Origin of the sequence: Catellatospora vulcania, assembly GCF_009720385.1 — a bacterium.
Lineage (GTDB): Bacteria > Actinomycetota > Actinomycetes > Mycobacteriales > Micromonosporaceae > Catellatospora > Catellatospora vulcania.
Genome location: NZ_WARX01000006.1, coordinates 73,079 through 92,160, shown reverse-complemented (window position 1 = coordinate 92,160; position 19,082 = coordinate 73,079). Strand labels below are relative to the sequence as shown.

At 71.6% G+C, this 19,082-nt stretch carries 20 protein-coding genes; 11 read left to right on the top strand and 9 right to left on the bottom strand.

Features of this window, described 5'->3' with window-relative positions; all coding sequences use genetic code 11:
* Window positions 1-46: 46 nt before the first annotated feature.
* Complete coding sequence (locus F6W97_RS26260) at window positions 47-619, bottom strand: DUF308 domain-containing protein (protein WP_155373193.1); 573 nt, start codon at window positions 617-619, stop codon at window positions 47-49.
* A gap of 195 nt (window positions 620-814) precedes the next feature.
* Here F6W97_RS26260 and F6W97_RS26255 point away from each other — a divergent pair, with 195 nt between their 5' ends.
* Window positions 815-1,501, top strand: coding sequence for a lysophospholipid acyltransferase family protein (locus F6W97_RS26255; protein ID WP_155373192.1), 687 nt, complete (start codon window positions 815-817; stop codon window positions 1,499-1,501).
* Here F6W97_RS26255 and F6W97_RS26250 read toward each other — a convergent pair.
* Window positions 1,498-4,881, bottom strand: coding sequence for an AAA family ATPase (locus F6W97_RS26250; protein WP_155373191.1), 3,384 nt, complete (start codon window positions 4,879-4,881; stop codon window positions 1,498-1,500). The two genes, F6W97_RS26255 and F6W97_RS26250, sit on opposite strands and share 4 nt — an antisense overlap.
* A gap of 260 nt (window positions 4,882-5,141) precedes the next feature.
* Here F6W97_RS26250 and F6W97_RS26245 point away from each other — a divergent pair, with 260 nt between their 5' ends.
* On the top strand, window positions 5,142-5,447 hold the full coding sequence (locus F6W97_RS26245; RefSeq protein WP_155373190.1) for a hypothetical protein: 306 nt from the start codon (window positions 5,142-5,144) through the stop codon (window positions 5,445-5,447).
* Window positions 5,448-5,553: 106 nt separating this feature from the next.
* Here the strand turns inward: F6W97_RS26245 and F6W97_RS26240 are convergent, their stop codons facing one another.
* Both F6W97_RS26240 and F6W97_RS26235 read right to left on the bottom strand, forming a co-directional pair.
* On the bottom strand, window positions 5,554-7,233 hold the full coding sequence (locus F6W97_RS26240; protein ID WP_155373189.1) for a cellulose binding domain-containing protein: 1,680 nt from the start codon (window positions 7,231-7,233) through the stop codon (window positions 5,554-5,556).
* A 314-nt stretch (window positions 7,234-7,547) separates the two neighbouring features.
* The gene (locus F6W97_RS26235; protein WP_144121521.1) at window positions 7,548-8,240 is read right to left on the bottom strand and encodes a Crp/Fnr family transcriptional regulator; all 693 of its coding nucleotides are present in this window, start codon (window positions 8,238-8,240) and stop codon (window positions 7,548-7,550) included.
* A 199-nt stretch (window positions 8,241-8,439) separates the two neighbouring features.
* Between F6W97_RS26235 and F6W97_RS26230 the strand changes: the two genes are divergently transcribed.
* Window positions 8,440-9,321 carry a phosphotransferase enzyme family protein gene (locus tag F6W97_RS26230; protein WP_155373188.1) on the top strand — a complete coding sequence of 294 codons (882 nt, stop codon included), beginning with the start codon at window positions 8,440-8,442 and terminating at the stop codon, window positions 9,319-9,321.
* 139 nt (window positions 9,322-9,460) lie between these two features.
* Here the strand turns inward: F6W97_RS26230 and F6W97_RS26225 are convergent, their stop codons facing one another.
* Window positions 9,461-10,288 carry a DUF1028 domain-containing protein gene (locus F6W97_RS26225; RefSeq protein ID WP_155373187.1) on the bottom strand — a complete coding sequence of 276 codons (828 nt, stop codon included), beginning with the start codon at window positions 10,286-10,288 and terminating at the stop codon, window positions 9,461-9,463.
* Between the two features lie 64 nt (window positions 10,289-10,352).
* On the opposite strand from F6W97_RS26225, the gene F6W97_RS26220 reads away from it, so the two are divergent.
* The 4 genes from F6W97_RS26220 (at window position 10,353) to F6W97_RS26205 (ending at window position 13,623) form a co-directional block, all read left to right on the top strand.
* Window positions 10,353-10,889: a polyadenylate-specific 3'-exoribonuclease AS gene (locus F6W97_RS26220; protein WP_155373186.1), complete on the top strand. Its 537-nt coding sequence runs from the start codon at window positions 10,353-10,355 to the stop codon at window positions 10,887-10,889.
* 264 nt (window positions 10,890-11,153) lie between these two features.
* Entirely contained in the window at window positions 11,154-12,179 is a 1,026-nt protein-coding gene (locus tag F6W97_RS26215; protein ID WP_120316157.1) for a 6-phosphofructokinase, read from the top strand.
* Between the two features lie 115 nt (window positions 12,180-12,294).
* A complete protein-coding gene (gene proC / locus F6W97_RS26210; protein WP_155373185.1) occupies window positions 12,295-13,101 on the top strand; it encodes a pyrroline-5-carboxylate reductase in 807 nt (268 codons plus the stop codon).
* A 153-nt stretch (window positions 13,102-13,254) separates the two neighbouring features.
* Window positions 13,255-13,623, top strand: a complete 369-nt coding sequence (locus F6W97_RS26205) for a hypothetical protein (protein WP_155373184.1) — start codon at window positions 13,255-13,257, stop codon at window positions 13,621-13,623.
* Here F6W97_RS26205 and F6W97_RS26200 read toward each other — a convergent pair.
* Window positions 13,572-14,075, bottom strand: coding sequence for a hypothetical protein (locus F6W97_RS26200; RefSeq protein WP_155373183.1), 504 nt, complete (start codon window positions 14,073-14,075; stop codon window positions 13,572-13,574). The two genes, F6W97_RS26205 and F6W97_RS26200, sit on opposite strands and share 52 nt — an antisense overlap.
* Before the next feature lie 116 nt (window positions 14,076-14,191).
* On the opposite strand from F6W97_RS26200, the gene F6W97_RS26195 reads away from it, so the two are divergent.
* Window positions 14,192-15,619, top strand: coding sequence for a class II 3-deoxy-7-phosphoheptulonate synthase (locus tag F6W97_RS26195; RefSeq protein ID WP_155373182.1), 1,428 nt, complete (start codon window positions 14,192-14,194; stop codon window positions 15,617-15,619).
* Window positions 15,620-15,696: 77 nt separating this feature from the next.
* Here F6W97_RS26195 and F6W97_RS26190 read toward each other — a convergent pair whose 3' ends face one another.
* Entirely contained in the window at window positions 15,697-16,398 is a 702-nt protein-coding gene (locus F6W97_RS26190) for a hypothetical protein (RefSeq protein ID WP_155373181.1), read from the bottom strand.
* A 161-nt stretch (window positions 16,399-16,559) separates the two neighbouring features.
* Here F6W97_RS26190 and F6W97_RS26185 point away from each other — a divergent pair, with 161 nt between their 5' ends.
* Genes F6W97_RS26185 through F6W97_RS26175 form a run of 3 tightly spaced genes read left to right on the top strand, consistent with a single transcriptional unit; the run spans window position 16,560 to window position 18,229 of the window.
* A complete protein-coding gene (locus F6W97_RS26185; protein WP_155373511.1) occupies window positions 16,560-17,582 on the top strand; it encodes a threonine aldolase family protein in 1,023 nt (340 codons plus the stop codon).
* A 45-nt stretch (window positions 17,583-17,627) separates the two neighbouring features.
* Entirely contained in the window at window positions 17,628-17,822 is a 195-nt protein-coding gene (locus tag F6W97_RS26180; protein WP_155373180.1) for a type II toxin-antitoxin system VapB family antitoxin, read from the top strand.
* Entirely contained in the window at window positions 17,810-18,229 is a 420-nt protein-coding gene (locus F6W97_RS26175; RefSeq protein ID WP_155373179.1) for a PIN domain-containing protein, read from the top strand. The genes F6W97_RS26180 and F6W97_RS26175 overlap by 13 nt, the downstream gene beginning before the upstream one ends.
* A 60-nt stretch (window positions 18,230-18,289) precedes the next feature.
* On the opposite strand, the gene bfr is transcribed toward F6W97_RS26175, so the two are convergent.
* Window positions 18,290-18,769: a bacterioferritin gene (gene bfr / locus F6W97_RS26170; RefSeq protein ID WP_155373510.1), complete on the bottom strand. Its 480-nt coding sequence runs from the start codon at window positions 18,767-18,769 to the stop codon at window positions 18,290-18,292.
* A 60-nt stretch (window positions 18,770-18,829) separates the two neighbouring features.
* Window positions 18,830-19,018, bottom strand: coding sequence for a (2Fe-2S)-binding protein (locus F6W97_RS26165; protein ID WP_155373178.1), 189 nt, complete (start codon window positions 19,016-19,018; stop codon window positions 18,830-18,832).
* Between the last annotated feature and the right edge of the window lie 64 nt (window positions 19,019-19,082).

The window sequence follows — 19,082 nt, the reverse complement described above, 5'->3', positions numbered from 1 at the left end:
TGACTTGTTCGAAAAGCCCGCTCCACCACGGAGCGGGCTTTTCGACCTAGACCACAGCGCCGTCGTCGGGCGGCAGCTCGTCGTCCTCGTCGCCGGGGCGCAGCCGCATGATCAGCGCGGTCGCCCCGCCGAGGATGCAGACCAGGGCGAACAGCATGCTCACCCGCTCGTTGAAGGGCAGCAGCCGGGTGTCGAAGAAGAGCACGAACCCGAAGATGATCGACAGCACGGCCACGATCGCGGCGAACGGCACCCGCGGCAGCGGCGGGGGCGGCGGCGGCACGAACTCCTCCGGCGTGTCGTCGGGCAGCCCGCTGCCGAACGAGTCCAGCGAGTCGAGCAGCGACGGGTCGCCGGGGGAGATCCCTCGGGGGTCGCCGGTCAGCGCGGCGCGGTTGAGGACCGGGCCGCCCGCTGGCCACACCGGGCCGGTCGGCGCGGCCGGGGCGGCGGGCGGCTCCTCGCCGGCGGGCCAGGGCCGGGCGGTCAATGGCGTGTCGAAACCGGCGACGATGCGGGCGAACTCCGCATCCACCTGTTCGGGCGTCGCGTCGTTGCCGGACGGCCCGGGACGCGCAGGTTCGGCCGGCGTGCGGTCCGGATCGTCCGTGGCTGGCACCTGGCACACTCCTTGGCGGGATAGGGGCTCGTCGTGGGGCCGGTGGGCATCGCTTCAAATCCTGACACGTGACACCCGTGTTCCGGCAGTAGGCTCTGCGATGCATGCCACAAACACGGTATGTCCCGGCCGGCCCCTCCGAGCCGGATCGTCAAGCGCCACACCACGTTCGCCGATCGACTTGGACGGGACTCAGTGCTCTACTGGCTGCTGAAATACATCATCCTCGGCCCCCTGCTGCGGTTGATCTTCAGGCCGCAGGTCGAGGGACTCGAACATGTGCCGGACCGGGGCCCGGCGATCCTCGCCAGCAACCATCTCTCGTTCTCCGACTCCATCTTCATGCCCCTGGTGGTCAAGCGGAAGGTCACATTCGTGGCCAAAGCGGAATACTTCACCGGCAAGGGCGTCAAGGGCTGGCTGACGAAGATGTTCTTCGTCGGCACCGGCACCATCCCGGTGGACCGCTCCGGCGGGCGGGCCGCGCAGGCGGCCCTGGACACCCAGCTGCGCGTGCTGCGCGCGGGCGGCCTGGCCGGCATCTACCCGGAGGGCACCCGCTCGCCGGACGGGCGGCTGTTCCGGGGCAAGACCGGGGTGGCCCGGCTGGCGCTGGAGAGCGGTGCGACGGTGGTGCCGGTGGCGATGCTCAACTCCGACGTGGTGCAGCCCACCGGCAAGCTCATCCCCAAGGTGATGCGGGTGCGGATCCGTTTCGGGGCGCCGCTGGACTTCTCCCGGTACGCCGGCATGGCCGGCGACCGGTTCGTCGAGCGCGCGATCACCGACGAGATCATGTACGACGTGATGGAGCTCTCCGGCCGCGAGTACGTCGACACGTACGCCGTGAAGATCAAGAACGTCGCGGCGGCCGCGGCTTAACCCAGCAGCCCCTGTGCCCGGTTGCGGGCGGCGAACTCGCGCAGCTCGGCCAGGCCGCCTTCGTCGAGCGTGCCCGCGCGGGCGGCCCAGGCCAGCGAGAGCATCCGGTTGCTGGCGTCGCCGATGCCGGCGAAGATCCCGGCCGCCTCGACGTGCTCGCCCGCGACGGTGGCCAGGGCCGCCCGGACCCACGGCGTACGCCGCGGCGAGCGGGCCAGCATCGCCCGCACCCGCTCCTGCTCGACGGTGCCGAGCAGCGCGGCCGCGTGCCCGGCGGCCGCCACCCACTCGCCGAACGGCAGCATCACCCGGGCCTGCCAGTCCCGCTCCAGCTCGCCGAGCAGCGAGGCGGCCTCCTCGGCGCGGCCCTGCAGCGCCCGGCACAGCGCGGCGGGGGCGGTGGCGCCCCGCAGCACCCGGTGGAAGCCGCTGCGGCGGGCGAAGTAGAGCAGCTTCTCGATGGCGTCGTCGTCGGGCTCCTCGCCGCGCAGCACCCGGATCCAGGACGAGGTGAGCACCGACATGGCGTCCCACTCGGCCGCGTTGGAGCGCATCGTCTCGCTGATCGCCCGCACCTGGGTGTCCCAGTCCCCGGCGAAGAAGGCGTCGGCCGCCTCCCGGTGGAAGTTGGTGGCCAGGCTCAGGCCGCCCGCGATGTCCACCGTGCGCTGCTCGGTCAGCAGCCGGTGGTGCCGGGCCAGGTCGCCCTCCTCCAGGCAGGCCCAGGCGTAGTTCTGCACCGCCCGGCGGCGGCTGGTCAGCCGGTGCTCGCGGCAGTGCTCGGTGAGCAGCTCCAGCTCGCTGAACCCGATCGGGTCGCCCGCGATGTAGCGCGCGGTGGCCGACGTGATGCGGGCGTTGGCGTGCACCTCGGCCAGGCCGAGCCGGTCGGCGATGTCGGCGGCCGCCTCGGCGGCGGCGATCGCCGGCTCGGCCTCGTAGTTCATCATGTGCACCCGGGCCAGCTCCAGCAGCGCCTCGGCCTTCTCCAGGGTCTCCGGCAGCTCCTCGTAGCGCTCGACCGCGGCGTCCAGGTGCGCCAGGGTCGCGGCCCGGTCCGCGCGGCTCCAGGCGACCGTGCCGAGCAGCGTCAGCGCGCGGGCCGCCCCGGCGCGCTCGCCGAGGCGGTCCAGCTCCTCGGCCAGCTCGGCCAGCCGCTGCGGGCCGCCGCTGTCGCCGAACGAGTCCGCGGCGCGGAACAGCTGCAGCTCGGCGGCGAACAGGTCCAGTAGCGGGTCGTTGTCCAGCTTGAGGCTGAACGCGCGGTCCAGCAGCGTCGCCGCGGCGTCCAGGGCGTGCAGGGCGTACGCGCGCCGCGCAGCCCGGTGCAGGGCGGTCCGCGCCGCCGGGGCGTACGGCTCGGGGTCCATGCCCAGCGTCCGGGCGATCTCGTGGGCGGCCCAGCGGTGGTTGGCCAGCACCTCGGCCAGGTCGGTCACCCGGTTGTCGGCGATCTGCTCCAGCCAGTCGGCGGTGCGCTGGTGGCGGGTGACCCGCTCGGCGCGCGGCAGCCGCTGGTAGCAGACGTCGCGGACCAGCACGTGGCGGAACGCGTACTCCGGCTGCCCGGCCATCGCCGAGGTCGGGTGCTCGGCGACCAGGTCGCGCTGCTGGAGCCGCTGCAGCGACCGGATCACCACGTCGGCGGCCAGGCCCAGCGCGCCCGCCACCGCCCCCGGCCAGAACTGGGTGCCCACCACCGCGGCGGCCTGCAGCACCGACCGGTCGGTCGGGTCCAGCAGGTCGAGCCGGTTGGCGATGACCGCCTGCACCGTCTGCGGCATCGGGGTCGCGTCGCCGTCGGCCAGCGCCCAGTTGCCGCCGACCGGGCGCAGCTCGCCCCGCTCGACCAGCATGCGGACGAACTCGTGGGCGTAGAGCGGGTTGCCGCCGGCCAGCTCCACCAGCGGGGCGACCCCGGTGGCGGGGAAGACGGCCTGGCCGAACATCAGCCGGTACATGGCCGCGATGTGCTCGTCGTGCATCGGGCCCAGCGACACCGAGACCGCGCCGCTGACCGCGCTGGTCCAGCCCGGCCGGCGCTCGCGCAGCTCGGGCCGGGCGGTGGCGACCACCAGCAGCGGCACCCCGGGGCCGATGCTGCCGAGCATCTCCACGAAGCGCAGCATGGCCTCGTCGGCCCAGTGCATGTCCTCGAAGACCAGCACGGTCGGGTTGGCCGTGGTCATCGCCAGCAGGAAGCGCCGCCAGGCCGACTCGGTCTCACCCGGGCTCAGCCCGGCGCCGGGCAGGCCCACCAGCGGGCCCAGGGCGTCGCCCAGCCTGGCCGCCTCCAGCTCGCCGCACATGGCCCGCAGCGCGCTCTCCAGCCGGTTGCGGGCGGTCGGCTCGTCGTCGGTGTCGAGGATGCCGACCTGCGCCTTGACGATCTCGGCCAGCGCCGCGTAGGTCACGTTCTCGCCGAACGGCGGGCAGTGCCCGACCCGCCAGCACACGGTGGTCTCCGGGATGCGCTCGGCGTGCCGGGCCAGCTCGCGCAGCAGCCGGCTCTTGCCGATGCCGGCCGGCCCGAACACGGTGACCAGTTGCGGGCTGCGGTCGCGGATGGTCCGGTGCAGCGCGGTGACCAGCAGCCCCCGCTCGTGGTCGCGGTTGACCATCGGGGTGGACTCGTCCCGGTCGCGCCGCTGCAGCCGGGCCGACACCGCCAGGAAGACCCGGCTGCTGGTGCTGCGGCCCTTGAGCGTCTGCGGGGCCTGCTCGTCGTACTCGATGTCGTCGGCGCTGGCACGGGCCGTCTCCGCGCACACCAGCACGGCCCCGGGCATGGCGGCCGACTGCAGCCGCGACGCCGTGTTGACCACGTCGCCGGCCACGATGGCCTGCCCGCCGTCGCGGGCCGCGTCGACGTCGACCAGCGCCTCGCCGGTGGCCACCCCGGCCCGGAAGGTCGCCGCGTCGGCCAGGCTGCCGCGGCCTAGCACCCGCTGCGCCTCCAGCCCGGCCCGCACCGCGCGCAGCGCGTCGGTCTCGGTGGCGACCGGGGCACCGAAGATGGCCATCACCGCGTCGCCGATGTACTTCTCCACCACGCCGCCGAACTGGCGGACCACCTGGCGCACCGCGCTGAAATACTCCTGCTGCAGGGTGCGCACCTGCTCCGGGTCGGACTGCTCGGCGTACGCGGTGAAGCCGACCATGTCGACGAACAGCACGCTGACCTGACGCCGGTCCTCCCGGGCGGGCGGGCCCTGCGCCGCGGCCAGCGGGTTGCCGCAGCCGGTGCAGAAGAGGTCGCCGAAAGCCACCGTACGTCCGCAGTGGACGCATGGTGGCGTGAGGTTAGCCCCGCAGCCGCCGCAGAACCTGTCGTCCGGGCCGGCCGCGCGGGAGCAGTGCGCGCAGGTTGGGGTCTTCACGTCTCCGCCAGGTCGCCGGAGGTCCAGTATGGCCTGACCGCCCGGGTCGTTTCCTTACCGCTGTAGCTAACGCGACAAGGGGTCCGCGCCAACACCGCCGCGCGGCTACAGTTTCGTGCACTGAACAGACCGCGGCAGGTGTGCCGGGGTCTCGTGTGGCGCTGGTGGCGAGTGGTCGGGGGTCCCGCCGGAGGTGGGCCGCCGGTGCGCGTCGCCAGCGGACGCTAGCCAATCGATGGTCGTGCGTGGGAGGCCGAACGATGTTGGTGCGACTGGCGCTCGCCTGGACCGATCCCTTCGGGGTCGCGCACGGCGTGGGCGAGCTTGTGGACATCGACGCGATCACCCTCGCCGAGCTCGAAGAACAGGGAGTGGTGGAGAACATGACCGAAATCCAGCCGACGCCCGACCAGCCGCAGAAGGCATGGGTCGGCCCTGGTGCCCCGCCCGCCGGTGACAAGGCGTGGGTCGGCCCCGGGTCGCCGCCCGCCGAGGAGAAGGCCTGGGTGGGCCCTGGTGCGCCGCCCGCCGACGAGCCGGACACGGAGCCGGACGACCAGCCGTGACCGTCTGACGGCGGCGTCAACGCACCGCCGCCCGGCGGGCGGATCGGATGCGACGACGTGACGCGGAGGGCGGGCCGGGTGATCCGGCCCGCCCTCCGCCGTGTGTTCAGCTCGCGGTGCAGGCCACCCCGTTGAGCTTCACGTTGCTCGGCGCGGTGGACGGGCCGGAGCCGGTGAAGCTGACCGTCCAGCTCTGTCCGGGCGCCAGGTTCGGGGCCCAGCCCGGCGCGGTGACCGTCACCGTGCTGCCGCTGATGGTGAAGGTGCCGTTCCAGCCGTTGACGATCACCTGGCCGCTGCCGAGCGTGAAGGTCAGCACCCAGTTGGTGAACGTGGTGCTGCCGGTGTTGGTCACCACCAGCGAGGCGTTGTAGCCGTTGGGCCAGGAGTTGTCGACCCGGTACACCGCCCGGCAGCTCGTCCCGGCGTTCGGACTGGGACTCGCGCTCGGGCTGGGCGACGCGCTCGGCGACGGGCTGGCGCTGCGGCTCGGGCTCGGGCTGGCACTGCGGCTGGGGCTCGGGCTGGCGCTGGGGCTCACCGACGGCGACGGGCTCGCCGAGCGGGACGGGCTGACGCTCGGCGACGGGTCGACGACTCCGCTCTTGGCCTTCATGTTCAGCGAGTGCTGCCGGAACACGGCGTGCTCGGGGCAGCCCTGGCCGGAGTCGAAGCCGCCGCAGCTGCTGTTCGCGGGGAACCACCAGAACGCGTCGCCGTCGCCGCCGGAGGCCTCCATCTCGGCGTACATCTCGGTCCACCAGGTGGTCTTGTCGTCGTGCACGTTCCACTCGCCGAGGAAGAACGGCTTGCCGACGACCGTGTGCGAGTCGCTGATCCACCGGCGCAGCAGGGCGCGGGCCGTGGCGAAGTTCAGGCCCGCCCAGCCCTCGGTCGGGTACATGTGCCCCGAGGTGAAGTCGATGTACGGCGAGGACTGGATGTACGTCCACGGGCCGCCGGAGTCGCCGCCGTAGCCGTACTTCGTCTCCTGGCCCTCCTGACCGGTGCCCAGCAGGTGGTTCGGGTCCAGGCTCTTGACCAGCGCGCCCATCTCGTCGACCCAGGCCCGCAGGGTCGTGCCGGTGGTGTTCTCGTTGGGCGTGGCGTCGGGGTAGCGGGGCTCGTTCATCAGCTCCCAGGCCAGGATCGTGGGGTCGTTCTTCCAGGCCACGCCGGTGAACGAGTTCGTCCTGGTCAGCGCCTTGGTGACGTAGTTGCGGTACTGCGTGAAGCAGCCGGGGCAGGCGGTCTTGTTGAAGAAGCGCCAGCGGTTGGCGTACCCGGTGGGCAGGCCCTCCCAGGCCAGGCGCTTGTCGATGCCGCCGTACGCCTCCCAGAAGTTCTCGAACACGGGGATGAGCCGGATGTTGTGGTCCCGGGCCGACTTCATGACGTAGTCGAAGAGGATGAACGCCTCCTCGGTGTAGACGCCCTCGGCCGCCTCGAAGCCCATCCAGTCCTCGTGGCTGAACATCCACAGTCGCAGTACCGACACGTTGTCGCTCTGCAGCCGGGTCATGTGGGCGTCGATCTTGGCCTTGTCGACGTACTGCTCACCGGGCAGCCAGTCGTAGCCGAAGGTGAACACGTCGTAGGTGTTGGTGCCGGCGTGGTAGTAGGGCTTGCCGTCCAGGCAGAAGCGGATGCCGCAGCGGGTGACGAAGCTGTCGCGCGGGTCGGCCGCCTGGGCGGCGGGGGAGCCGACGAACGGCAGGGCCAGGGCCAGCGTGGCCGTGACCGCCGCCAGCGCGGCCAGCAGGGCACGCCGTGGGGAACGGGACATGGGGACTCCTTGGGAACGCGGCCGCTCCCAGCGATGCGGGCACATCGCGGGCGATGGGAACAACCGTCAATGGAAGCGCTCCCATAGTAGGGCCGGGCCTCGCTCAGGTAAAGCGGTTCAGTAGAGGCCGAACCCGTTGCGCCGCAACGGCGGGCCGGCTTCCGGGTGCCCGCTTCCGGCCGGGTCGCCGGCGCACCGCGCATGATCTGTTTTTGTGGACGCTGGACGTCGCCATGACCACGTCCAGCGTCCGCAAAAACAGATCAAGGCTCCGTCCCGGGGTGGGCGGAGCCTTGATCCGACGATCTGTGACGTCAGCGGTCCTGCATACCCGCGCGACGGCGCAGGGCGGGAACGTCCATCACCACGATCCGGCGGCCCTCGGTGCGCAGCCATCCCCGGCTGGCGAAGGACCCGATCGCCTGGTTCACGCTCTGGCGCGAGCCGCCCGCCATCTCGGCCAGCTGGCTCTGGTTCAGCTCGATGGTGATCATCGGAGCCTGGCTCTCCCCGGCCAGCCGCACCAGCGTCTTGGCGACGCGGCCGGGCAGGTCGAGGAACACATGGTCGGCGTTCTGCTCGGTCAGCCGGCGGATCAGCGCGCCCAGCGAGCGCATGACCGCGTCGAGGATGCGCGGGTTCGAGTGCACCAGCTCCATGAACGCGCCCCGCGACAGCGCCAGCGCGGTGCAGTCCTCCAGCGCCTCGCACGACGCCGAGCGGGCCGAACCGTCCAGAAGGGACACCTCACCCAGCACGTCCGGCGGGCGCAGCACGGACAGCACCGCCCGCTCGCCGGTCGGGGACGTGCGGAAGATGGCCACCGATCCCCGCTTGAGCACGATGAGGGACTCGCCGGGGTCGTTCTCGACGAACAGCAGCTGCCCCTTGCGGAAGGTGCGCGGCACCGCCGCGGCGATCACCCGTTGCCGTACCTCAGGCTCCAGACCAGCGAACATGTCCACCCCGGTGAGCGCGTCCGCAGCTTCCGGAATGCGAATCTCCACCGCCTACCCCTTCCGTTTCCCACCCCCACCGACGCACACGGTCGTGGCGGTCGGTGCAACCCTGGACAGATCATCGCGTGCGTGAGCCGCCACGTCCACTCCGTGCGTCGCCATCGGAGGCTGTCCATTGACAGATCTGCCGTAACGCAGACACCTCCGACGGATACGACAGCGTGCTGCCACATGTGATAATCCGCCCGTGCTGGCTGACGATACGATCCGCACGACACTTCGTACGGCATGGCACCTTCAGCCGGATGGCTGCACTCCGCTGGACGGTGAGCCGACGACATCGACCAGGACGGTTGCCGCGGGTGACCGGCGGTACCTGGCGGTCCTGGTAGAGGGCGCGGAACGGCCTAGGTTCGAGGCTGGGCTGGCCGCCGCCGAACATCTCGACCGGCGGGGCTTTGGCACGGGCGCCCCGGTGCGCGCCGCGGACGGCGCGCTGTGCGTGCCCGTCGGCGAGCACGTGCTCGCCCTGCTCGACTTCGTCCCCGGCCGTCCACTCGACGGCGCGGACCCGGTGGACCAGCAGTGGTGGGGTGACCGGCTCGGCGCGGCGCACCGCGGGCTCGCCGGGTTCCGGCACCCGGGCCTGCCCGCCTGGCATCCGCTGCGTCCGGACGCGCCGCATCTGTCCGTCGCGGCCTGGCTACGGCCCGCGCTCACCGGCGCGGTCACCGCGCTGACGAAACTGCAGATCACCGACCGGCTCACGGTCGGCCCGCTGCACGGCGACCCGCGCCCGGCGGCGTTCCTGCTGGACCACGGGACCGGCCGCATCGGGCTGGTCAGCTGGGGCCGCGCGCGGTTCGGCCCGCTGATGTACGACGTGGCCTCGGCGGTCCGGCACGCCGGCGGTCCGGGGCAGGCGCGGGAGCTGCTGGCGGCGTACGAGGACAGCGGCCCGGTGCCGGTCGCGGAGATCGAGGGCAGCCTGGAAACCCTGCTGCGCTTCCGCTGGGCGATGGAGGCCGACGCCTGCGCCCGCGCCCTGGCCGCCGGGACCCTCGACCAGCCTGCGGCCGACCGCTGCCGCGCCGCCCTCGACGAGGCCCGCACCGCCCTACTGGACTGATCCACCTCGCCCGTCCGGTCGCGTGCGCCTTTCCGGTCGTGCGTGCGCCCGTCCGTCCTGCCATGCGTCTGTCCGTCCGGCCGTGCGCCCGTCCGTGCGCCCGTGCGCCCGTCCGCGATCCGCCCGCCCGCGCGGGCGGTCAGGAGGCGCGGAGGTGGGCGAGGACCAGGGGGTCGATGTGGCCGGGGACCATGCGCTCCTCGAGGTTCTCGATGCCGGCCCAGCCGGACAGGGCGGCGTCGAGATCGGACGAGGTGTGGCCGCGGGCGGCCAGGAGCGTGTGCACCTCGTCGGCCAGGGTGTCGCGCAGCGGCAGCAGGGTCGCCGGGTCGGGTTTGCCGAACAGCAGCGTGTGGATGTCGAGCAGGCGGGCCAGCTCGGCGCACGGGTCGGGGTGGTCGTCGACGCGCAGGTCGACCACGATGTCGCTGGTGCCGCCGTAGCCCTGGCCGGGGGCGACGACATACAGCGCCGCGCTCTGCCGCCCGCGCTTGTCGCCGCCTGCCCCGTCGCCCGCGCGCAGCGCCGCGAGCAGCCGTCGCGCCAGCTCCGCCGTGGGGTCGCTCGCCAGCCAGGCGGCCTCCATGGCGGCCACCACCTCGGGTCCGGCGAGGATGTTGCCCTGGATCGCGTACCCGTCGCCGGTGCGGCCACCGGCCCAGCCGTGGCAGTCCGCCCCGGTGTACGTCGCGCCGTCGCCGCTGCGGCCCACCACGCCGAGCTGGCGCGAGTCGCGTCCCGGGTCGGCGGCGGTCAGCCCGGCCACCACGTCGGCCGCGGCGGTGCCGGTGCGCAGCAGGGCGAGTCCCTGCGGCCGGTAGGCCAGGTTGGCGTAGGACTGGGTGGCCAGCGCGCCGACGGCGGCCTCCGCGGCGGGCACGGCAGCTCCCACGGCCAGGAACTTGCTGGCTACGGCGACCCCGTGTGCGACCCCGTCGGCCGAACGCGCGACGATCGAGAACGTCATGGCGCTCAGGGTAGGGGCCCGTAGCGCCGGGCGTACAGGAGAGATCCTCACGACAGGGGAAGACGTGGCCTACCGATATTTCTACGACTGCGAGTTCATCGAGGACGGAGTCACCATCGACCTGGTCTCGATCGGCGTGGTCGACGAGTTCGGCCGGGAGTTCTACGCCGTCTCCACCGAGTTCGACCCGACCCGGGCCATCCCGTGGGTGCGCGACAACGTGCTGAACCTGCTCCCGTCCCCGGCGGACAAGGCGTGGCGCTCACGCGAGCGCATCCGCACCGAGCTGCTGGAGTTCCTGACCGAGCCGTTGGCCGGCAAGCCTCAGGAGACCATCGAGCTGTGGGCCTGGTACGGCGCGTACGACCACGTGTGCCTGGCGCAGCTGTGGGGGGCGATGGTGACGCTGCCGCGGGCCATCCCGCGCTTCACCAAGGAGCTGCGCCAGCTGTGGGACGACAAGGGGCGTCCGGTGCTGCCCGAGGCGGCGACGGCCCGGCACGACGCGCTCGTGGACGCCCGCCACAACCTGGCCCGCTTCCGGGCGATGACGGCGCGTAAGCGCAAGGACGCCAAACCGCCCGTGGTGGACGCCGGGTGAAGTGCCGGTGACAGGCCGGGACGGCACGCCCCGGCCTGCCGCGGGCCTGTCACGCACGGGTAACCTTGCCATTGCGACACTGTTGCGCTCGCCTGGTGAGCGCCGTCAGGCCCCGACATGTGGACAGCGGCGGGGCGTGCTGGCCTAAGCCTGGTGATCCCAGTACAGTGCGCATTTGCGGCCCGCCCCGGCCGGCAACGTAGCCGTGATCACTCGTCTCCCGGGGCCCGGCAACTGACTACCCGTAATCGGGAGGACGAGAAAATGCGTATCGGCGTACTCACCGGCGGCGGCGACTGCCCCGGTCTCAACGCGGTCATCCGCGCCGTGGTCCGCAAGGGCGTGGGCACCTACGGGCACGAGTTCGTCGGGTTCCGCGACGGCTGGAAGGGACCGCTGGAGGGCATCACCCGCCCGCTGGGCATCCCGGAGGTCCGCGGCATCCTGCCGCGCGGCGGCACGATCCTGGGCTCGTCCCGCACCAACCCCTTCAAGATCGAAGGCGGCGTGGAGCGGATCAAGCAGAACCTGGCCGACATGGGCGTGGACGCGCTCGTGGCGATCGGCGGCGAGGACACCCTCGGGGTGGCCACCAAGCTGACCGAGCTGGGCGTGAACGTCGTCGGCGTGCCGAAGACGATCGACAACGACCTGGGCGCGACCGACTTCACGTTCGGTTTCGACACCGCGGTCAACATCGCCATGGAGGCGATCGACCGGCTGCACACCACGGCCGAGTCGCACCATCGCACCGTGGTCGTCGAGGTCATGGGCCGCCACGCGGGCTGGATCGCGCTGCACGCGGGCCTGGCCGGCGGCGCGAACGTGATCCTGCTCCCCGAGCAGAAGTTCGACCTGGACAAGGTCGTCGAGCACGTGGAGACCCGGTTCAAGACCAACTACTCGCCGATCATCGTGATCTCCGAGGGCGCCATGCCGACCGACGGTGACATGATCACCCTCAACGGCGAGCTGGACGCGTTCGGCCACGTGCGCCTCGGCGGCATCGGCAACTGGCTGGCCGACCAGCTGGAGAAGCGCACCGGCAAGGAGGCGCGCGCGGTCGTGCTGGGCCACACCCAGCGCGGTGGCACGCCCACCGCCTTCGACCGGGTGCTGGCCACCCGCTTCGGCCTGCACGCGATCGACGCCGTGCACGAGGGCGACTTCGGCAAGATGGTCGCCCTGCGCAGCACGGAGATCGTCCGCGTTCCGCTGGCCGACGCCACCCGCGAGCTCAAGACCGTCCCCCCGCACCGCTACGCCGAGGCTGAGGCCTTCTTCGGCTGAGCCACGACCAACCCTTGAGCGGGTTGATCATGAACTTATGGCACGGTTCGACGGAGTGTCGCGTCCATAACTTCATGATCAACCCGCTTTTCCGTACGTGCAGGAGGGAACAGGGATGTACACCGTTGCGGTGGTCGGGGCGGGGAAGATCGGGGAGGTGCTGCTGTCCGGGCTGGTGAAGGCCGGGTGGCCGGTTGACCAGATCGTCGCGACGGCGCGGCGCGAGGAGCGGGCCGAGCAGCTGCGCAACCGGTACGGCATCAGGGTGCTGGACAACGCCGCGGCGGTGGCCGCCGCCGACGTGGTGGCGATCGCGGTCAAGCCGCAGGACGCCGGCGCGCTGATGGCGGAGCTGGGGCCGCAGATCCCGGCCGGGAAGCTGGTCATCTCGCTCTGCGCCGGCCTGCCCACGGGGTTCTTCACCAAGTGGCTGGCCGAGGGCACGCCCGTGGTGCGGGTCATGACGAACACGCCCGCCCTGGTAGACGAGGCGATGACGGCGATCTCGGCCGGTCCGCACGCGACCGCGCACCACCTGGCCATCGCGGAGGAGCTGTTCTCGCCGCTGGGCCGCACCATCCGGGTCCCGGAGAGCCAGCAGGACGCGGTCACCGCGCTGTCCGGCTCCGGCCCGGCGTACTTCTACTTCCTGGTCGAGGCGATGACCGACGCGGGCATCCTGCTCGGCCTGCCGCGCCAGGTGGCGCACGACCTCATCGTGCAGACCGCGATCGGCTCGGCCATCATGCTGCGCGACTCGGGGGAGCACCCGGTGAAGCTGCGCGAGGCGGTCACCTCGCCCGCGGGCACCACCATCTCCGCCATCCGCGAGCTGGAGAACCACGGCGTGCGCGCCGCGTTCCTGGCCGCGCTGGAGGCCGCCCGCGACCGGGCGAAGGAGATCGCCGACCAGGCCGCGTGACCACGAAGGCGTGACCGCATACCCCCGCAGGATCATTCACGCCTGCGGGGGTTCCTGCTGTTCGGACTGTCGCCTTAGGCTCGGAGCAGGGAGTTTGAGCCGAACCCCCGGCCCCGTAGCTCCGCCCTCGGAGCCACACGCAAGGAGACGGCCATGCGACGCGCCGCAACAGTCATCGGGACCACCCTCGCCGCCCTCATGATCTCCGCCCCGGCCTACGCCTACGCCCACGACAAGGTCACCAACCCCGTGCTGCACGCGATCCTCGACGTGCTCACCCTCGCGGTCGTCACCGCTCCGGTGTGGACCGCCTTCACCTGGTCCCGCGGGCGCCGCTCGGCAGGGCTGATGCTGCTGATCGGGCTGGTGCAGGTCCCCGCGGGCGTGCTGGCGTTCGTGCCCATCCCCGACCCCGTGCTGCACGCGACGGCCCTGGTGACCAGCCTCGCCATCACCGTCACGTCGATCGTCTACGTACGGCGCGAGGCCGAGGTCGCCGCGGCCGTCGAAACGGCCGGCTGAGAGACCCGCTGCCGGGGAGACCCGGCGGACGGAGCGAACCCGCTGTCGGCTGTGTGCGACGAGTCGCGGACGGCCGGCGGCGGTACCGCACAACCGCCCGATCCGGCGCTGCCGGGTCGGGCGGCCGTGCGCAGGGCCACCCGTTCGCCGTCGAGGTCCAGCTCCAGGTGCTCGCCGCGGTGGCGCACCCGCGGGCAGCCCGGGTGCGCCGCGCCCCAGCCCGCGTCGGCACGCCGGTACGCCGTCCACCGGCAGTGCTCCTCGCCGACGTACCCCCAGGCCATGAACAGCTCGACGCCCAGGTAGCGGTAGAGCCCCACGGTGGCGGTGCGCCCGTCCTCGGGCCGGCGGAAGAACTCCCCGGTCAGCCCCGGCACCACGTGCCCTTCGAGGTCGATGTCGGACACGATCCGGTGCGGCGTGTACTCCGCCAGCCGCGGCAGTGAGGTCATATCTGATCAACGAGGCCATCGCCTGGCGGCGACACGTTCGCGCAGGGTGATCTCAGCGGGCGGAATGCGCGACGTCGGCTGCGGCCCGTCGGCGGCGCGGCCTTACCCTTGACGCCATGCGCCATGAATGGCATGAGCTCAGGCACCCCGGTCTCGAACTGGGCGACAACCGGCAGCCCGGCGAGTCCGGCGTCACCATCGGACGGCCCACCAGCCTCGCCTCGGCGGGAGACCTCGGCCTGGACCACTGGCGCACCCTGCCCCGGGCGCAGATGCCGCCGTGGGAGGACTACAGCGAGGTGGAGCAGGTGTGCCGGGTGCTGGACTCGGTGCCCTCCATCGTCGCGCCCTACGAGGTCGACCAGCTGCGCCACCGCCTGGCCCAGGTCTGCGAGGGCAAGGCGTTCCTGCTCCAGGGCGGCGACTGCGCCGAGACGTTCGCCGACAACACCGAGCACCACCTGCTGGCCAACGCCCGCACCCTGCTGCAGATGGCGGTGGTGCTGACGTACGGCGCGAGCATGCCGGTGGTCAAGGTGGCCCGGGTGGCCGGCCAGTACACCAAGCCGCGCTCGCAGGCGCTGGACTCGCTGGGTCTGCCCGCGTACCGCGGCGACATGATCAACTCGTTGGAGCCGACGCCGGAGGCCCGCGTCGCCGACCCGCAGCGCATGATCCGGGCGTACGCCAACGCGGCCGCCGCGATGAACATGCTGCGCGCGTACCTCGGCGGTGGCCTGGGCGACCTGCACGCGGTGCACGACTGGAACCGCGACTTCGTGCGCACCTCCGCCTTCGGGGAGCGCTACGAGGCCATCGCCCGCGAGATCGACCGGGCGCTCGCGTTCATCAAAGCCTGCGGCATGACCGACGAGGAGGCGCTGCGCACCGTCACGCTCTACGCCTCGCACGAGGCGCTGGCGCTGGAGTACGACCGGGCGCTGACCCGCATCGCCGACGGGCGGGCGTACGGCCTGTCCGGCCACTTCCTGTGGGTCGGCGAGCGCACCCGCGACCTGGACGGCGCGCACCTGGACTTCATCTCCCGCATCGCCAACCCGATCGGCGTGAAGCTCGGCCCGACCACCACGCCCGAGTACGCGCTGCGCCTGTGCGAGATGCTCAACCCGGACAACATCCCGGGCAAGCTCACGCTGATCAGCCGGATGGGCAACCACCAGGTCCGCGACGCGCTGCCGAAGCTGGTCGAGACGGTGCGCGACAACGGCGCGAAGGTCGTCTGGCAGTGCGACCCGATGCACGGCAACACCCACGAGTCGTCCAACGGGTACAAGACCCGCCACTTCGACCGCATCGTCGACGAGGTGCTGGGCTACTTCGAGGTGCACAAGATGCTGGGCACCCACCCGGGCGGCATCCACATCGAGCTGACCGGCGAGGACGTCACCGAGTGCCTGGGCGGCGCGCAGGCCCTGGTCGACTCCGACCTGCCCGGCCGCTACGAGACCGCCTGCGACCCCCGCCTCAACACCCAGCAGTCCCTGGAGCTGGCGTTCCTCGTCGCGGAGATGCTGCGCGGCTAGCCTTCCGGCCCATGATCGCTGTTTCCGGTCATGATCTGCGCTCAGACCACAGATCATGACCGGAAACAGCGATCACCTCACGTCGTGCACCTGGGCGAGCGCAGGATGAGCGCCTGCGGGAGCTCCAGCTCGACGGCCTGCGTCAGGCCCAGCACGGTGCGGCGCACCCTGACGGTGCTCCACCAGACACGGGAGCAGGGAGCATCCGGCGCCGGGGCGGCTGAGTCCCCATCCCACGCGAAGGTGGCCAGTAGGACGAGTTCGCCGCCGGCGGGCAGGTCCGTCGGCTGGAACGGCACCGCGGTGGACGTGTCGCAGCAGGCCATGTCCGACGGTGTGGCCGGGATGACGGCGAGCCGTGCCAGCGGCAGGCCGAAGGGTTCGAGGCCCTCGATGCGCACCGGTAGCGGGCCGGTGTTGCGGATCGAGAAGTACAGGTCGTAGCTCCGGTCCATGGCGAACTCGTACTCGACGCCTCGTACATAGGGTTTCTCGTACCGACGCCCGTCCGGCCCGCCGCCACCGAGTGCTCCAGGCGCCAGCTCGTAGCCGACTGCCATGCTCTGCCAGCCGGCCAGCGCCACCACGGCGAGCGACACGACGCCCGCCACGACGAGCAGGGCGGGCCGCGGGCCACGTCGCGTCCGGCGGGGGTCCGGCCCGGCCCGCTCCGGCCGGGCGGGCCGGTCGTCGCGGAACGCGTCGTCGGCGGCTGCCGGGCTGTCGGCGAAGGTGGCGGTGCGCAACGCCTGGTCGGACGGGATAGGCAGGTCCGTCACGCCCCGCAGCGTAGATCCTGACGGCGACTTTCGCCGCCCGGCCCGTGGCCGCCTCATACGCTGCGCCGCGTCGGGGGCCGTCGGTTCTCACGCACGGACGAGTACGCAGGGCCGGTCGGCGTCCGTCCTGCGTGATGCGGTAGGAACGAGGAATGACGCAACTGGTTGATCTTCGCAGCGACACCGTGACCAAGCCGACCGCCGCCATGCGGGCGGCGATGGCCGCCGCCGAGGTCGGCGACGACGTGTACGCCGAGGACCCGACCGTCAACGCGCTGGAGCGCAAGGTCGCCGCGCTGTTCGGGCATGAGGCCGCCCTGTTCGCCCCGACCGGCTCGATGGCCAACCAGATCGCGCTGCAGCTGGTCGTGCCGCCCGCGCAGGAACTGCTGTGCGACGCGAACGCGCACGTGGTGACGTACGAGATCGGCGCGGCCGCGGCGATCGGCGGCATCTCCAGCCGCACCTGGCCCTTCGCGGGCGGCCTCATCGACGTGGAGCAGGTCGCCTCGATGATCCGCCCCGACGGGTATCACGCCGTGCCGACGCGGGCCCTGGCCGTCGAGCAGACCCACAACATGGCCGGCGGCGTCGTCATCGGGCTGGAGACGCTGCGCGGTCTGCGCGAGGTCGCCGACACCGCCGGGATCGCGATGCACTGCGACGGGGCGCGGATCTGGCACGCGCACATCGCCGACGGGGTGCCGCTGGCCGAGTACGGGGCGCTGTTCGACACGCTGTCGGTGTGCCTGTCCAAGGGCCTGGGTGCGCCGGTCGGCTCGCTGGTCGTGGGCAGCGCCGAGAAGATCGCCAAGGCGCGCTGGATCCGCAAGCGCATGGGCGGCGGGATGCGCCAGGCGGGCATCCTCGCCGCGGCCGGCCTGTACGCGCTGGACAATCACCTGGCGCGGCTCGCCGAGGACCACGTACGGGCACGGCGGCTCGCCGAGGCGCTGGCCGCGTACGGCGTGGTGGACCTGGACCGGGTGCGCACCAACCTGGTGATCCTCGACCTTGCCAAGACCGCCCTGGACGCGCCCACCCTGGCCGCCCGAGCCCGCGAGCAGGGAGTGCTGGTCAGCGCACTGGGACCGCGCACCGGCCGCCTCATCACCCACCTGGATGTCGACGACGCGGGTATCGACCGGGCGATCGACGTGCTGGCGGCGGCACTTCGCGCTTGATATCTTTGCGGGAGCTGATTTGATATCAACGTCAGGGGTGGGGCCATGCGCACTGTGATCGACATCGATGACGAGGCGCTGGCTGAGGCCTCGGCTGAACTGGGTACCACGACCAAGGTGGCCACGGTGAACGAGGCGCTGCGGCTCGCCGCGGCTCGCCGCCGCACTGAGGAGTACCTGCAGTTGCTGCGCGATCTCGACCTGACCGAGGAGGACCGCGCGCAGGCGTGGCGGAGCTGATGCTCTTCCTGGCGGACAAGTCTGCCCACGAGCTGGCACGTCGTGACGAGAAGGCGGGACGCGCCTTCGAGACGCTGGCCGTGACGGGACTGCTGGCCACCTGCGCCATGGTGGAACTCGAGATCTTGTACTCGGCGCGCAACCGGGCCGAGCACAAGATCCTCAGGGCCTATCTCCGTGAGCACTGCGTCTGGCTGGAGACGACCGACGCTGTGCTGGTCAAGGCCGTGGATCTGCAGGAGGGGCTGTTCGACCGCGGGATGGGCCGCAAGCCCCTGCCGGATCTGATCATCGCCTCGGTGGCCGTGCACCATGATGCGGTGCTGGTGCACAACGACCGCGATTTCGCGGACATCGCCACCGTCGTGCCGGCCCTGCGGCAGCGATGGATCGTGCCGCCCGGCTGAGCCGACTCACGATACGCGAACGGGCCGCCGCGCGATGCGGCGGCCCGTTCGCGTATCGGGTCAGGCTTCCGGGTGCTCCGTGACGTTCTGGAGGTAGAGGCCTTCGCCGAGGCTCGCGATCAGGCCGAGCTGGGTCTCCAGGTAGTCGATGTGGTGCTCCTCGTCCTTGAGGATGTCCTCGAAGATGTTGGCCGAGGTCACGTCACCGACCGAGCGCATGTACTCGATGCCGAGGCGCAGCCGCTCGACGGCCTCGACCTCGACCTTCATGTCGCACTCGAACTGCTCCTTGACGGTCTCGCCGATGCGCAGGGCGAAGAGCTTCTGGAAGTTCGGCAGTCCGTCGAGGAAGAGGATCCGCTCGGCGAGGCGGTCCGCGTGCTTCATCTCATCGATGGACTCGTGCCGGGTGTACTTCGCGAGCTTCGTGTAGCCCCAGTTCTCCTGCATGCGGTAGTGCAGCCAGTACTGGTTGATCGCGGTGAGCTCGGCGGTCAGCTGCTCGTTGAGGAACTCTATGACTCGGGCGTCGCCTTGCATGGTGAAGTAACCCCCCACGGGAACTCTCGTATAGGGGGTAAATCTACGCGGGTTGTCCGGTTATGCCGCGATTGCCACGAGCGTGTCGGCGTTCTCCTCGTCGATCAGGTCATAGATGCGGTCGATGCAGGAACCGCACCCGGTCCCCGCGCCACATGCCTCGCCGACGGAGTCCTCGCAGCGCGCGCCCGCGCGGATCACCGAGCGCACCTCGCACTCACGAACCCGTTCACAGATGCATACGAACACAGCAGGGACCCTTCGGCACTGGAGGAGTGAGGCTCCGGTCAAGCAAGCCTTGCCTCAGTAAGGG

Bases quoted from the DNA above. Each gene is read 5' to 3' on its own strand.
- F6W97_RS26240 (WP_155373189.1), bottom strand. From the start codon at position 7,233: ATGTCCCGTTCCCCACGGCGTGCCCTGCTGGCCGCGCTGGCGGCGGTC.
- F6W97_RS26200 (WP_155373183.1), bottom strand. From the start codon at position 14,075: ATGACCTCACTGCCGCGGCTGGCGGAGTACACGCCGCACCGGATCGTG.
- bfr (WP_155373510.1), bottom strand. From the start codon at position 18,769: ATGCAAGGCGACGCCCGAGTCATAGAGTTCCTCAACGAGCAGCTGACC.
- F6W97_RS26225 (WP_155373187.1), bottom strand. From the start codon at position 10,288: ATGACGTTCTCGATCGTCGCGCGTTCGGCCGACGGGGTCGCACACGGG.
- proC (WP_155373185.1), top strand. From the start codon at position 12,295: ATGTACACCGTTGCGGTGGTCGGGGCGGGGAAGATCGGGGAGGTGCTG.
- F6W97_RS26205 (WP_155373184.1), top strand. From the start codon at position 13,255: ATGCGACGCGCCGCAACAGTCATCGGGACCACCCTCGCCGCCCTCATG.
- F6W97_RS26215 (WP_120316157.1), top strand. From the start codon at position 11,154: ATGCGTATCGGCGTACTCACCGGCGGCGGCGACTGCCCCGGTCTCAAC.
- F6W97_RS26180 (WP_155373180.1), top strand. From the start codon at position 17,628: ATGCGCACTGTGATCGACATCGATGACGAGGCGCTGGCTGAGGCCTCG.
- F6W97_RS26195 (WP_155373182.1), top strand. From the start codon at position 14,192: ATGCGCCATGAATGGCATGAGCTCAGGCACCCCGGTCTCGAACTGGGC.
- F6W97_RS26245 (WP_155373190.1), top strand. From the start codon at position 5,142: ATGTTGGTGCGACTGGCGCTCGCCTGGACCGATCCCTTCGGGGTCGCG.